14 protein-coding genes are annotated in these 13,382 nt (G+C 28.4%); all 14 read left to right on the forward strand.

Going from position 1 to position 13,382, the window contains the following annotated elements; translation table 11 throughout:
- The 14 genes from AB4Y15_RS03570 (at position 1) to AB4Y15_RS03635 (ending at position 13,379) form a co-directional block, all read left to right on the forward strand.
- On the forward strand, positions 1-330 hold the full coding sequence (locus AB4Y15_RS03570) for a small basic family protein (protein ID WP_427338760.1): 330 nt from the start codon (positions 1-3) through the stop codon (positions 328-330).
- Positions 331-364: 34 nt separating this feature from the next.
- On the forward strand, positions 365-1,612 hold the full coding sequence (gene ftsA, locus AB4Y15_RS03575) for a cell division protein FtsA (protein ID WP_427338503.1): 1,248 nt from the start codon (positions 365-367) through the stop codon (positions 1,610-1,612).
- A 25-nt stretch (positions 1,613-1,637) separates the two neighbouring features.
- Positions 1,638-2,726 (forward strand): cell division protein FtsZ, encoded by a 1,089-nt coding sequence (ftsZ, locus tag AB4Y15_RS03580; protein ID WP_427338504.1) that lies wholly within the window; start codon positions 1,638-1,640, stop codon positions 2,724-2,726.
- A gap of 143 nt (positions 2,727-2,869) precedes the next feature.
- Positions 2,870-3,757, forward strand: a complete 888-nt coding sequence (gene spoIIGA / locus AB4Y15_RS03585; protein ID WP_427338505.1) for a sigma-E processing peptidase SpoIIGA — start codon at positions 2,870-2,872, stop codon at positions 3,755-3,757.
- 16 nt (positions 3,758-3,773) lie between these two features.
- Entirely contained in the window at positions 3,774-4,502 is a 729-nt protein-coding gene (gene sigE / locus AB4Y15_RS03590) for an RNA polymerase sporulation sigma factor SigE (protein WP_427338506.1), read from the forward strand.
- Between the two features lie 112 nt (positions 4,503-4,614).
- Positions 4,615-5,397: an RNA polymerase sporulation sigma factor SigG gene (gene sigG, locus AB4Y15_RS03595; RefSeq protein ID WP_427338508.1), complete on the forward strand. Its 783-nt coding sequence runs from the start codon at positions 4,615-4,617 to the stop codon at positions 5,395-5,397.
- Positions 5,398-5,552: 155 nt separating this feature from the next.
- Positions 5,553-5,828, forward strand: coding sequence for a YlmC/YmxH family sporulation protein (locus AB4Y15_RS03600; RefSeq protein WP_427338509.1), 276 nt, complete (start codon positions 5,553-5,555; stop codon positions 5,826-5,828).
- A 69-nt stretch (positions 5,829-5,897) separates the two neighbouring features.
- Positions 5,898-6,380 (forward strand): transcriptional regulator NrdR, encoded by a 483-nt coding sequence (gene nrdR / locus AB4Y15_RS03605; protein ID WP_427338511.1) that lies wholly within the window; start codon positions 5,898-5,900, stop codon positions 6,378-6,380.
- A gap of 90 nt (positions 6,381-6,470) precedes the next feature.
- Positions 6,471-7,166 (forward strand): response regulator, encoded by a 696-nt coding sequence (locus tag AB4Y15_RS03610; protein ID WP_427338512.1) that lies wholly within the window; start codon positions 6,471-6,473, stop codon positions 7,164-7,166.
- Between the two features lie 11 nt (positions 7,167-7,177).
- Positions 7,178-8,941, forward strand: coding sequence for a two-component system histidine kinase PnpS (gene pnpS / locus AB4Y15_RS03615; RefSeq protein WP_427338513.1), 1,764 nt, complete (start codon positions 7,178-7,180; stop codon positions 8,939-8,941).
- Between the two features lie 1,183 nt (positions 8,942-10,124).
- Positions 10,125-10,505 carry a hypothetical protein gene (locus AB4Y15_RS03620; RefSeq protein WP_427338515.1) on the forward strand — a complete coding sequence of 127 codons (381 nt, stop codon included), beginning with the start codon at positions 10,125-10,127 and terminating at the stop codon, positions 10,503-10,505.
- A gap of 242 nt (positions 10,506-10,747) precedes the next feature.
- Entirely contained in the window at positions 10,748-11,665 is a 918-nt protein-coding gene (locus AB4Y15_RS03625; RefSeq protein ID WP_427338516.1) for a YIEGIA family protein, read from the forward strand.
- Positions 11,666-11,678: 13 nt separating this feature from the next.
- Positions 11,679-11,873 (forward strand): capping complex subunit for YIEGIA, encoded by a 195-nt coding sequence (locus AB4Y15_RS03630; RefSeq protein WP_427338517.1) that lies wholly within the window; start codon positions 11,679-11,681, stop codon positions 11,871-11,873.
- A 168-nt stretch (positions 11,874-12,041) separates the two neighbouring features.
- Positions 12,042-13,379 (forward strand): DUF512 domain-containing protein, encoded by a 1,338-nt coding sequence (locus AB4Y15_RS03635; RefSeq protein ID WP_427338518.1) that lies wholly within the window; start codon positions 12,042-12,044, stop codon positions 13,377-13,379.
- The last annotated feature ends 3 nt before the right edge of the window (positions 13,380-13,382 follow it).

Genomic DNA, 13,382 nt, shown 5'->3' on the forward strand with positions numbered 1-13,382 from the left:
ATGATTTTAGCGCTTATAGGTATTTTAATAGGTATATTGATAGGATTTTATATACCTGTAACTTATTCAACGAGTTATTCGCTATATATTTCAGTTGCAATATTAGCATGTTTGGATTCAGTTTTTGGGGGAATTAGAGCAAATTTAGAACAAAATTTCGATACTCGTATTTTTGTTACAGGATTTTTTGGAAATGCAATATTAGCAGCATTATTAGCTTATATTGGAGATAGATTAGGAGTGCCCCTTTATTATGCAGCTATTTTTGCATTTGGCAGCAGATTATTCCAGAATTTCGCTATTATTAGAAGAATATTAATTAATAGGTAAAAAGGGGTTGAGCTTTTAAAGGGGGCGTAAATATATGGGGAATGTTGTTACTTCGATAGATTTAGGCAGTTCAAAAATTTGTGTAATTATATCAGAAATAGATAGTAATGGGCAATTACAAGTTATTGGTATAGGCAGAAGCAGATGTAAAGGTATAAAGAAAGGTGTTGTAGTAGATATAGAAGAAACTACTAAGGCTATAATTGAAGCTGTTACTCAAGCTGAAAATATGGCAGATCTTGAAGTTTATGAAGCTTATATAAATATCCCTGGTGGATATACAAAACTAATTAGAAATAAAGGAATTATAGCCGTATCAAGTGACGATAAAGAAATTTCTTTTGAAGATGTCAAAAGGGTTTTGAATTCAGCGACAATTGTATCAATTCCTCAAGACCAGAGAATTGTTGATATAATCCCTAGACAGTATATAGTTGATGGATATGATGGAATTAGTGATCCTGTTGGAATGGTTGGAATAAGGTTAGAGGTTGAAGCAGATATAATTGTGGGCTCAACAACAACTGTACTAAATTTAGTAAAGAGTGTCAATAGAGCAGGTATAGAAGTGTTAGGAATTATAATGGAACCTATATCAACTTCTGAAGCTATTTTAACGAAAGATGAGAAGGACTTAGGAGTTTTGCTGTTAGACATTGGTGCAGGAACAAGTGATTTTTCTGTTTTTAGAAATGGAACATTAATATATTCAAATATTTTACCTATTGCAGGAAATCATATTACTAACGATATATCAGTTGGGCTTAGACTACCTTTTGATAGAAGTGAAGAGATTAAAAAGAAGTTTGGTGTTGCCTATACGAAGTTAGCTGATGATAATAATGTTTTCGAAATAAATCCTTTAGGGTTTAGCAATAATTTAGAAGTCAATGAAATACAATTATCGGAAATTATTGAAGCTAGAATAAGGGAAATATTTGAGCTAATTAATATGGATTTAATAAAAAATAGAGTTAAAGATAAGATATTGACTGGTGTAGTAATAACAGGTGGAGGTGTTAGTTATTTTAAAGGTGTAACTGAATTAGGGATAGAAGTTTTTGGATTACCTGTACGAATTGGACAACCTTACCAGATGGGAGCTCAAGAACCTATTTTTTCTTCAGCAGTTGGGCTTATAAATTATGGTTTTAAAAGGAAATTAAATTATTATATAGAATATAATAATGTAGAAATAAAGAAAAGCAGAGGAAAGAAAAGAAGTAAGAATACAAAAAGCGTAATATCTTTCTTAAAAACAATATGGGACGAGTATTTTTAAAAAACAATAGCAAAGGGGGAATTTGATGTTTGAATTTGATGTGGAAATGAATCAGTTTGCTTGTATAAAGGTAATTGGTGTAGGTGGTGGCGGAAATAATGCAGTTAATAGAATGATAGAGTCTCAAGTTAAGGGCGTTGAGTTTATTGCTATAAATACTGACAAACAAGCTTTACATACTTCAAAAGCTGAAACTAAAATACAAATTGGTGAAAAATTAACTAAAGGTTTAGGAGCTGGAGCAAATCCAGAGATTGGAAAGAAAGCTGCTGAAGAAAGTAGAAATGAAATTCTTGAAGCGATTAAAGGAGCAGATATGGTTTTTATAACTGCTGGAATGGGTGGAGGTACAGGAACAGGTGCTGCACCAATAGTTGCTGAAATAGCTAAAGAGTTAGGAATATTAACAGTTGGTGTTGTAACAAAGCCCTTCATGTTTGAAGGTAGAAGAAGAATGCTTCATGCGGAAAAAGGTGTTGAAGAATTAAAATCCAGAGTAGATACATTGGTTACAATACCTAATGATAGATTATTACAAGTAGTTGAAAAGAAAACTTCAATAATGGATGCTTTTAGAATTGCTGATGATGTTTTAAGACAAGGTATTCAAGGTATATCAGATTTAATTGCTGTGCCAGGACTTGTTAATCTTGACTTTGCAGATGTTAAGACTATTATGTTAGAACAAGGGTTAGCCCATATGGGAATTGGAAGAGCTAGTGGAGAAAATAGAGCTATTGAAGCAGCAAAACAAGCTATTCACAGTCCTTTGCTTGAAACTTCTATTGAAGGAGCTAAAGGAGTATTACTTAACATAACTGGTGGAAGTAATCTAGGTTTATTTGAAGTAAATGAAGCTGCTGATTTGATTAAACAGGCAGTAGACCCAGATGCAAATATTATTTTTGGTGCAGTTGTTGATGAAAGTTTAAAAGATGATATTAAGATTACTGTTATAGCAACAGGATTTGATTATGCTAAAAAAGAAAGTGGAGTAAAAACTGCAAATAAAAAAATCGAAGAAAAAAATAATGTTAAAGCAAATAGTGAAGTTAAACAATTTGATACAGATGATTTAGATATTCCGACCTTTTTGAGAAGGAGGAGTAAATAAACCCTTTTCTTAACAGAAAAGGGTTTTTTTCGACTTCAGTAAATGACAAATTTTTGAAAAACAATATTATATAATAGACATAAAAATGAGGACAACTGAATATTTGTAGATTAGAGGACCAATTATTTTGAGGGGGCAGTATTTTGTACGTATATGCTGAGTACCTTATTCTGGAAAATTTTATTATTAACTTCATTATATTATATGTAACTAAAAGATTTACAAGAACTGAAACGACGAGATTAAGATTAACTTTAGCTGCTTTGATAGGTGCTGTTTATACTTTAGTTGTATTTTATCCTAAGCTAAGTTTCATGGTTAATTTTACTATGAAATTAACTGTTTCGATTCTAATTGTAGTTGTAGCTTTTAATCCTATTACTTTAAAAAAATTTCTTAAATTAATTGCTACATTTTACATAGTATCTTTTGTTTTTGCAGGTTCTGCTTTGGCCCTTTTTTATTTAATAGATGTAGACTCTTATATTGGTAATGGTATTTTTTATATAAAAGATTTTCCTATTAAAATACTTGTATTTGCAATAGTAACATCATGGATTTTGATTAAGTACACATGGAGTTATATATATGGAAAAATAAGCAAAGATAAAATATTAGTTCCTATTACCATTTCATTGAAGAATAGAGAAGTACATATTATAGCACTTGTTGATACTGGAAATTCATTGAAAGACCCTTTAACAGATACTCCGGTTATTATTGTGCAGTTTTCGGCAATTAAAAAAATATTACCTGAAAAAACAAAAAAGTTTTTTGAAATGCATGATGTAAAAGATTTGCGACTTATATTACCATTTCTGCAAGAACTAGGACAGGATTTAAAAATTAGAGTAATTCCGTTTAAAACAATTGGTCAAGAAAATGGGGTTTTATTCGGATTTAAACCTGATAAAGTAATTATAAAAGATCAAGATAGAGCTATAACAAATATTATTGTTGGGATATATAATGATAAATTATCTAATGATAATAAATATGAGGCTTTATTACATCCAGAGTTATTAAATTGATTTGGGGGTGGAGAAATTGAGATTTATTGTTAAGATGAGGCTATTGATAAGGATATACTATATGAAATTATTGAGAAAATTTAATTTATTAGATGAAAAAGCAATTTTTTATATTGGGGGAAGTGAAGTTTTGCCACCTCCATTGACCCCTGAAGAAGAAAAATACTTGGTCTCTAAATTGAAAGAAGATGAAACAGTAAGAACAATATTAATAGAAAGAAATTTAAGATTGGTTGTTTATATAGCAAGGAAGTTTGAAAGTACAGGAGTTGGAGTTGAAGATTTAATTTCAATTGGAACAATAGGCTTAATTAAAGCTGTTAGTACTTTCGATCCAGATAAAAAGATTAAGTTGGCAACATATGCATCTAAATGTATTGAGAATGAAATACTTATGTATTTAAGGAGAAATAGTAAAACAAGGACCGAAATATCTTTTGATGAACCATTAAACATAGATTGGGATGGAAATGAATTGCTGTTATCTGATATTTTAGGTACGGAGAATGATATGATATTTAAGCTGTTGGAAGAGGAAGTAGATAAGGAATTATTAAATGAGGCAATTAAAAAACTTTCAAAAAGAGAGAAGAAAATAATTGAACTAAGGTTTGGATTAAATAATGGAGAAGAGAAGACGCAGAAAGAAGTTGCTGATATGCTTGGTATTTCACAATCTTATATATCAAGGTTAGAAAAAAGAATTATAAAAAGGTTAAAAAAAGAAATCAATAGAATGGTATAGTATGCTATGACTGGTATTAAAGGCCAGTCATTTTATTTTTTTGAATAATTATGAAGTTTAAAGTCAATAATTTATTACAGGGGGCAAAACATCGAGGAAGGCAGGGAAAAATATGCATGTAAACAAAGTAGAAATTTGTGGAGTTAATACATCAGAGCTTCCCGTACTTACAAATGAAGAGATGAGAAAGTTATTTGATAGAATTCATGCAGGTGATTTAAAAGCTAGAGAAGAGTTTATTAAAGGTAATTTAAGGTTAGTTTTAAGTGTTATTCAGAGGTTTAATAAAAGAGGAGAGCATGTAGATGATTTGTTCCAAGTAGGATGTATAGGATTGATTAAAGCTATAGATAATTTTGATTTAAGTCAAAATGTTAAGTTTTCTACCTATGCTGTACCTATGATAATAGGAGAAATAAGGAGGTACTTAAGAGACAACAACTCAATAAGAGTTAGTAGGTCTTTAAGAGATATAGCTTATAAAGCACTTCAAGTAAGAGACCAATTAATGAATAAGAATTCTAAAGAGCCAACTATTACAGAAATTGCAAATGAATTAAAATTGCCAAAAGAAGAAGTAGTTTTTGCATTAGATGCTATACAAGATCCAATATCTCTATTTGAACCAATATATCATGATAGTGGCGATGCTATTTATGTAATGGATCAGGTTAGCGATGAGAAAAGTGAAGATGAAATATGGCTTGAAGGTATTGCTTTAAGAGAAGCATTGAGAAAATTAAATGATAGAGAAAAATTAATATTGAATTTAAGATTTTTTGAAGGAAAAACTCAAATGGAGGTAGCAGAAGAAATTGGAATATCACAAGCTCAAGTTTCACGACTTGAAAAGACGGCTTTAAGACATATGAGAAAGCTAATACAAATGAAATAATATTAATAGCCTCCCTTCTTTAGTTAAATTAAAAGTAATATTTTTTCATTTTAAATTATAAATATATGTTAGAACGATATTATTTCGTATATATTCATTAAGAGAATTTTATATCTTAAATTAATGTATTAAAAGAAAATAAAGAAGGTGAGGCTATGATAAAAACATCAGATTTAAAAGAAAAAGAAGTAATTAATATAAGGGATGGTTCAAGATTAGGTCTTATAAACGATATTGAAATTGATTTAAATAGAGGAGTAGTTGAAGCTGTATATATTCCTGGAGGTAGTAGATTGCTTAGTTTTTTTGGAAAAAATGATGAATACGTTATTAGGTGGGAAGATATAATAAAAATTGGTAAAGATGTTGTGCTAGTTGATTATGCTATAAATAGCAGCAGAGATAAAAAAAATAATGATTTAGAAGTATGAGCTAGATAGACACATATTAAAAAATATAATATAATTTAATCAATGAAGTATTAAGGGGGTAATATGAATATGAAGTGTCCCTATTGCAACTACTTTGAGACTAAAGTAGTAGATTCAAGGCCAACAGATGAAGGACAAGCTATAAGGAGAAGACGAGAATGTGTTAAATGTAATAATAGATTTACGACGTATGAAAAGGTAGAAGAAATTCCTTTGATTGTAGTTAAAAAAGATGGAACTAGACAAGAGTATAGTAGAGATAAGATATTAAATGGTATTATAAGAGCTTGTGAAAAAAGACCAGTATCTTTGAAGACTATGGAAAATATTGTTGATGAAATAGAAAAAAATCTCTATAATACATTAAAGAGAGAGATAAGTACTGAATATATCGGAGAAATGGTAATGAATAAGCTTAAAGATATTGATGAAGTAGCTTATGTAAGATTTGCATCGGTTTATAGACAATTTAAAGATATAAACACTTTTATGGATGAACTAAAGAAGTTGTTAGATGAGAAGAAACAAGTTTTTTGCAAAGGTGATGTTTGATGTATTAATTGAAAGATTCAATTCTCAAATTAAAGATATATTATTGGAAACACTAATTAGGCTTATTTAATGTATATAGAGGTGAACATTATGGATAATTTAAAAAAGATTTTAATAGTAGATGATGAGGAACATATAATAGAGCTTATTAGATTCAACTTAGAAACTAATGGCTATCATGTTATAACTGCTAATGATGGAAACGAGGCTTTGAAGAAAATTAAAGAGGAAAGACCAAATTTGGTTATACTTGATTTAATGCTTCCTTCTATTGACGGGATAGAAATATGTAAAATTTTGCGTAAAGACAAGGAAACCGAAAAACTACCGATTATTATGTTAACTGCTAAAAGTGAAGAAATAGATATGATATTAGGTCTTGAGATAGGAGCAGATGATTATATTACTAAACCTTTTAGTGTAAGGGAGCTTTTAGCCAGGATAAAGGCTGTTTTAAGACGTACACAAGAAATACAAGAGAAAAGAGAAAATATTTTAAAAATTGGAGATATTACAATTGATATAGAAAAGCATGAGGTAACAAAAAAGGGTAAAAAAATTGATTTAACATTAAAAGAGTTTGAGCTTTTAAGAATTTTATCTGAAAAACGAGGAAATGTTTTAACTCGTAATTATTTATTAGATGAAATATGGGGATATGATTACTTTGGAGATACTAGAACTGTAGATGTTCATATTAGACATTTAAGAAGAAAAATAGAAGATGATGATAAAAATCCTCAGTATATACAGACAATAAGAGGTATAGGTTATAAAATGAAATAGAGGAGATGTAAATGCAAAAGAGGATTTTTGTTACTTTTTTAACTTTGATTTTAATAGGGATATTAACTACTGGAATGCTTTCTATAAGTTTAATGCGGGTTAATTATATCAGAAATATTGAGGATAAACTTATATCCAATTCGAAATTAATAGAAACTTTTATTAAGGAGCAGGAAAATATAGATAAAATAAATTTTAATGAATTGGCTGATATATTTTCAAAGAAAATACAAGCTAGAATCACATTTATTGATAAAGATGGCTGGGTAGTTGGAGATTCTGATGCAGATATTAATAAATTGGATAATCATAGCGATAGACCAGAAGTTATTAAGGCAAGACAAGGCAAGATAGGTATTAGTAAAAGGTATAGTAAGTCTCTAGAATATGAAATGATATATGTAGCTATACCGGTAGATATAAAATCTCATAGACTTGATGTTATAAGACTTTCTGTACCTCTTAAAGATATTAGCGAATATTATAGTTTAATGTATAGATATATTTTTTTATCAATAATCGCTGGATTACTTGTTGCAATGTTTGTAGGATATAGATATGTGAGAAGCGTTACAAAACCTATTAAAGAACTTACAATTGCAACAAGGAAAATATCAAGTGGTAATTTTGGAGAATTAGTAAAAGTAAGGTCTGAAGATGAAATTGGGCTTTTAGCAGATAATTTTAATAAAATGAGTTTAAAATTAAGAGATACAATAAATGAACTTTTAGATAAAAATACTAAGTTGAAAGCTATTTTGTCTAGTATGATAAATGGAGTTATAGCTCTAGATAATAATAAAAGGATAATTTTGGTAAATCCAATGGCTGAAAAAATGTTAGGGATAAAAGAAGCAGATGTACGCAATAAGTATGTATTAGAAGTTTTAAAAGATTTGAATTTGGAAGAAAATATATATGAGTTACTAAATACTAATATACAATCTAAGTTTGAGGTAGAAGTTAAAGAACCTAATAGTAAGATATTTAACATCTATATAAATCCGATTAAATTAACTAATGATCCTAATAGAACTATTGGTGTATTAGTAATAATACAAGATATAACAGATATAAGAAGATTGGAAAGAATGAGAAAGGATTTTGTAGCAAATGTTTCACATGAATTAAAGACACCACTAACATCGATAAGAGGGTTTATTGAAACACTTAAAAGTGGTGCTGTAGAAGATAAAGAAATTAGGGATAAGTTTTTAGATATAATCGATATTGAAACATCACGACTTACAAATCTAATAGAGGATTTATTATTGTTATCACAAATAGAAAATAGCAATGAAATGATTAAAAAAGATGTAATAGATGTGAATAAATCTATTGAAGAAGTAATACAGGTATTAGAAGAATTAGCAAAAAAAAAGGGAGTAAGATTAATTGAAAAGGTAAATAGGAAATTACCATATCTAAGAGGGAACAGAGGTTGGTTTAAGCAAATGCTTATTAATTTAATAGATAACGGCATCAAATATACTCCTGAAGGCGGAACTGTTACTATTACGGCATATAGCACTAAAAATAAACTTGTAATTAAAATATCTGATACAGGGATTGGTATAGCTAAGCAGCATCTTCCAAGACTTTTTGAGAGATTTTACAGAGTGGATAAAGCTAGGTCTAGAAAGGTTGGAGGAACTGGACTTGGATTAGCGATTGTTAAGCATATTGTTTTAGCTTTTAGAGGAGAGATAAGTGTAAAAAGTAAAGTAAATAAAGGTACTGAATTTATAGTATCTTTACCATTAGATGAATCATAATGTTAGATGAGTATTGTATTAAATAAAGCATAGTTTCTAACTCTACAAAAATGTTAGAAGCTATGCTTTATTTGATTTTAGTATATTTTACTTTTTTGTATAACTAGTCACATAAAAGAAAAAAATACTTGGAATTCCATATATATACATATATAATTTATATTAGATAACATATCATTAGCATTAAATAATTTTAATTTTTTCAATAATTGCAGAATCTTATAATTAACTTATATACCTATTAAAATAGGATAATTATAGTGAAAGGGGATGTTTAAGATAATAAGCAAACAAAATAAAGTGGAAAATGTAATAACTATGCTTGTAATTATATTAGCATCTTTACTAGTGATATCATCGATTATAAGCCATTTAAGTTCTACTCTATCTCAGGACTTTATATATTTTCAATTTTTCACTACAGTTGCAACAATTTTTTTAGTACAATATGTATATCCCGTATACTATGTTTTAATTGAATTAAAAGATGCTCAAAAAGGTCGGGAAAAGAAAAATATAGTTATACTGCTCTGTATTTCATTTGTCTTATTTCTAGCTATAGTAATATTATCATATATGTTTTTATTCTTACACAGAAATTATATATACATTATAATTACATTTTCTATTATACATAGATCACTATCATATTTTGTAAATAAGCTTATATATTGAGAAAAATTTGATGTTCTTTCTTTAAAATAAATATCAGCAACTTTTGATTAGATACAGTATATTTGCAAATGAAGAATTTAATCTAATCTGTCTTTAGTTTATTTATTAGGGCAAAGATGGGGTGATAAGGTTTGAAAAATGTTTTAAATCTAAAGAGCTTATGGGGTGCTTTATTATTACTTGTGTTCTTTTTTATATACAATAATATTCTAAAAAATACTGCCTTTAGAAAAATAGGCAAGCCACTTTCGCTTCTATTTTTTATTATTTTTATCTTGTTGCCAGATTTTTTAAGAATAAAGAATGAGTATTTGTATCAGTTATTACAATCAATATCGGTAATCTTTGCGTTAAACTTGTTTGATAAAAAATAGGATGAAGCGATATTATGCAAGATAAAATTTTAAGGATTATAACAACAATTCTATGAAAACAAATATAACAGTAATTTTAAGAAATATTAAGAAAAACGGCGATAATTAATAAATATAGGGAGAGGGGGATTTTTATGAAAGCTATTTCGTATATAACTATATTACATGGAATTTTATTAATATTCAATAGTATTACAAATATTTTAGATCAATATCATCACAATATATCGGTAGTTAGGAGTTTTAATAATCCTTATTTAGTGTATGGCATATGGATATTTATTGGTTTAATATTTATAATTGCAGGTATAGGATCTTTAAAAAAAAGAAAATATTCTTATTATCTAATTTTAATTTTGTATTTAATCGTGGAATTATCATTAGTATTAGAAATTGCACATATTATATCAAATGAATTTATGTTTTCTATTTTATTCTGCGGAGTTCTTATGTTTTTAGGATATGCTATGATTCTAGATTATGTAAAAAAACACAAAACCTATTATTATAAATAATACTAATATTTAAATAAATTCCATATAGATAAATCATAATTATTAAATATTGACGAGTAAATTTTTAAATCCCTTAAAGTAGATTGTCAGAAACTTATTTATGTCTACTTTAAGGGATTTTCTATCTATTTCAAATATGAGAATAGTATAGAAGAATAAGGGAAACCTAAATTATAGATTTAAATTTGAAGATCGTTTGAATAGTAATATAAATTGAAGTTTTATATTTAGAAGGTGGTAAAATGCTTAATTACAGTCATATAATAATTCCCTCAATAATGTTAGGAATTTTATCAAGAATATCTATGCTCAGAGTCGATCATAGACAATATCCAAGTTATCCTCAGGGGGTATTTTCACATCTTACTTTAGGTATTGTAGCAGCAGGATTAGGTTCTGTTGCTTTACCTGCATTATGGGAGAAAGAATATGCTGCAGTTACATTCTTAGCTTTAGCGGCTCAACAATTCAGAGATGTGAGGAATTTAGAACGTCAAAGTTTAGACAATATAGAGCCTACTGAATTGGTGGCAAGAGGTACTGCATATATTGAAGATATTGCAAAAGCTTTTGAAGCTAGAAATTATATGACTATGCTGACATCTCTTATAGTAAGTATAGTAATATTTTTACTTTTCAAAATTGGCATTTCGAGGACGCAATCAGTTGTTATTGGAGTAATAATTGGTCTTATTTCTATATATTATTTTAATAAGGCAATAGCTAGACAGACAATTGGAGATATTGCAGATGTAGTTCCTGCGAAAATCAAATTTAAAGGTCCGTTATTAACAATTAATGACGTTGTAATAATGAATGTAGGACTCAAGGAATCAAGAAAAATATATGAAGAAAAAGGTATAGCTGTGGAAATCATTCCACATGATGAAAATGGGATCGCAACATTAGCTAATTTAGGACAAAGACAGGCTATTCAACATAATGCAGCAGCTTTATTAGGTATAAGGAAAGATGTGGATGAGCCTGATTTTACACCTATTGCAAGAAGAGACTCTGAGACAGGGAATATTGTAATGGCTATTGTACCTATGGAACCTGATATAGAATGTTTAATAGAAGCTGTGAAAAGAACAGTTGTTTTAGAAAGTGCAAAAAGAAAACCTCTAGATTCCAAAGCTGGCAGGAAAGCAGCTGATTAAGGAGTGTGAGAAGATGGATATAGGGTTTAAAGAAACAATTCTAGCAGTTGTAACAACTAGAAAAGATATAGTTTGCGGTGATAATGTACCTGTTTTTTATGTAAAAGATGAGGAAGAAAGAGAGAAAATTGCTCTTTTGTTATCTAAAATAACTTTGGGTATGGTACATGATTTGGAAAATGGAGCTTATGTAATTGTAAGACATTAAGTATTATGTTATTTTACAGAGTATTTATATATGTTATAATTAAAGATATTGCTAAAAAAATCTTGATTATATATAATTAATTGATGACATGATATAAGCAAAAATGATGTAGGTATGATATAATATTAATACCTAGTACTAATAATAGGTTATTATAGAGGGGATATTATGGAAGTAAAAAATACGGATAAACATACAAATATTATCGAAGCAATTGAAAGTGGTAGTATTGCAGAAGAATTAGGAATTGAAAGTGGAGATGTATTAATATCTGTAAACGGATATCCAATAATGGATATTTTAGATTACAAATATCAGATTTCTGACGATTATGTTGAAATGACCATACAAAAGCAAAATGGAGAGATATGGGAATTAGAAATTGAAAAAGATATCAATGAGGATATTGGTATAATATTTACAAATCCTTTAATTGATAAAGCTAAGAGTTGTAGAAACAAGTGTATATTTTGCTTTATAGACCAATTGCCTAAAGGGATGAGAGATACTCTATATTTTAAGGATGATGATTCGAGATTATCCTTTTTACAGGGTAATTTTATTACGCTTACAAATTTGTCAGAAGAAGAGATTGATAGGATTATATTCTATAAGTTAAGTCCAATAAATATTTCTGTTCATACTACTGACCCTGAATTAAGGGTAAAAATGTTAAACAACAAAAATGCTGGTAAAATATACGATATACTACAAAGATTTAGTAAAGCAAATATAGAAATGAATTGTCAGATTGTCTTATGTCCAGGAATTAATGATGGTATATATTTAGATAAGACGTTGGAAGACTTAGCTGTTTTGTATCCAAATGTTAAAAGTGTTGCAATTGTACCTGTAGGTGTTACAAAATATAGAGATGGACTTTTTAAATTAGAAACGTATAATAAAGATACAGCTGAAAAGTTATTAGATTTTATTGATAAGAAACAAAATAAATATCTAAAAGAATTAGGATCAAGATTTGTTTTTGCTGCTGATGAATTTTATGTTCTTGCAGAAAAGGAAATACCTTTGTTTGATGAATATGAGGGGTTTCCACAGTTAGAGAATGGTGTAGGATTGATGAGATTATTTTATGAAGAAGTGCATAAAGCTCTGATTCAAATAGATAAAGATATGCAATTAAATAAAAAATTTACTATAGCAACAGGTATGTTAGCTTATCCTTTTATGAAAGATGTTGCTAATTTAGTTATGAGTAAATTTAGAGGTCTTAAATTACAAGTTAAGCCTATAATTAATAATTTCTTTGGAGAAACAATAACTGTATCAGGGCTTATAACTGGAAGTGATTTAATTGGACAACTTACTGGAAAAGATTTAGGGGACGGACTAATAATTCCAAAATCTATGTTGAAACGTGATGAAGATATTTTCTTAGATGATATTACTGTAGAAGAAGTGGAAGAAAGATTAAATGTAAAAGTAATTGTTTTAGATGTTGATGGATACGAGTTTGTAGATTTCTACAAAAAATATGCGAGGTGATGT

It is taken from the genome of Caloranaerobacter longqiensis (assembly GCF_050286925.1).
Lineage (GTDB): Bacteria > Bacillota > Clostridia > Tissierellales > Thermohalobacteraceae > Caloranaerobacter.

What these genes read in the sequence shown, in the direction of transcription:
- AB4Y15_RS03570 (WP_427338760.1), top strand. Translation starts at nt 1, where the DNA reads ATGATTTTAGCGCTTATAGGTATTTTAATAGGTATATTGATAGGATTT.
- ftsA (WP_427338503.1), top strand. Translation starts at nt 365, where the DNA reads ATGGGGAATGTTGTTACTTCGATAGATTTAGGCAGTTCAAAAATTTGT.
- ftsZ (WP_427338504.1), top strand. Translation starts at nt 1,638, where the DNA reads ATGTTTGAATTTGATGTGGAAATGAATCAGTTTGCTTGTATAAAGGTA.
- sigG (WP_427338508.1), top strand. Translation starts at nt 4,615, where the DNA reads ATGCATGTAAACAAAGTAGAAATTTGTGGAGTTAATACATCAGAGCTT.
- AB4Y15_RS03600 (WP_427338509.1), top strand. Translation starts at nt 5,553, where the DNA reads ATGATAAAAACATCAGATTTAAAAGAAAAAGAAGTAATTAATATAAGG.
- nrdR (WP_427338511.1), top strand. Translation starts at nt 5,898, where the DNA reads ATGAAGTGTCCCTATTGCAACTACTTTGAGACTAAAGTAGTAGATTCA.
- AB4Y15_RS03610 (WP_427338512.1), top strand. Translation starts at nt 6,471, where the DNA reads ATGGATAATTTAAAAAAGATTTTAATAGTAGATGATGAGGAACATATA.
- pnpS (WP_427338513.1), top strand. Translation starts at nt 7,178, where the DNA reads ATGCAAAAGAGGATTTTTGTTACTTTTTTAACTTTGATTTTAATAGGG.
- AB4Y15_RS03620 (WP_427338515.1), top strand. Translation starts at nt 10,125, where the DNA reads ATGAAAGCTATTTCGTATATAACTATATTACATGGAATTTTATTAATA.
- AB4Y15_RS03625 (WP_427338516.1), top strand. Translation starts at nt 10,748, where the DNA reads ATGCTTAATTACAGTCATATAATAATTCCCTCAATAATGTTAGGAATT.
- AB4Y15_RS03630 (WP_427338517.1), top strand. Translation starts at nt 11,679, where the DNA reads ATGGATATAGGGTTTAAAGAAACAATTCTAGCAGTTGTAACAACTAGA.
- AB4Y15_RS03635 (WP_427338518.1), top strand. Translation starts at nt 12,042, where the DNA reads ATGGAAGTAAAAAATACGGATAAACATACAAATATTATCGAAGCAATT.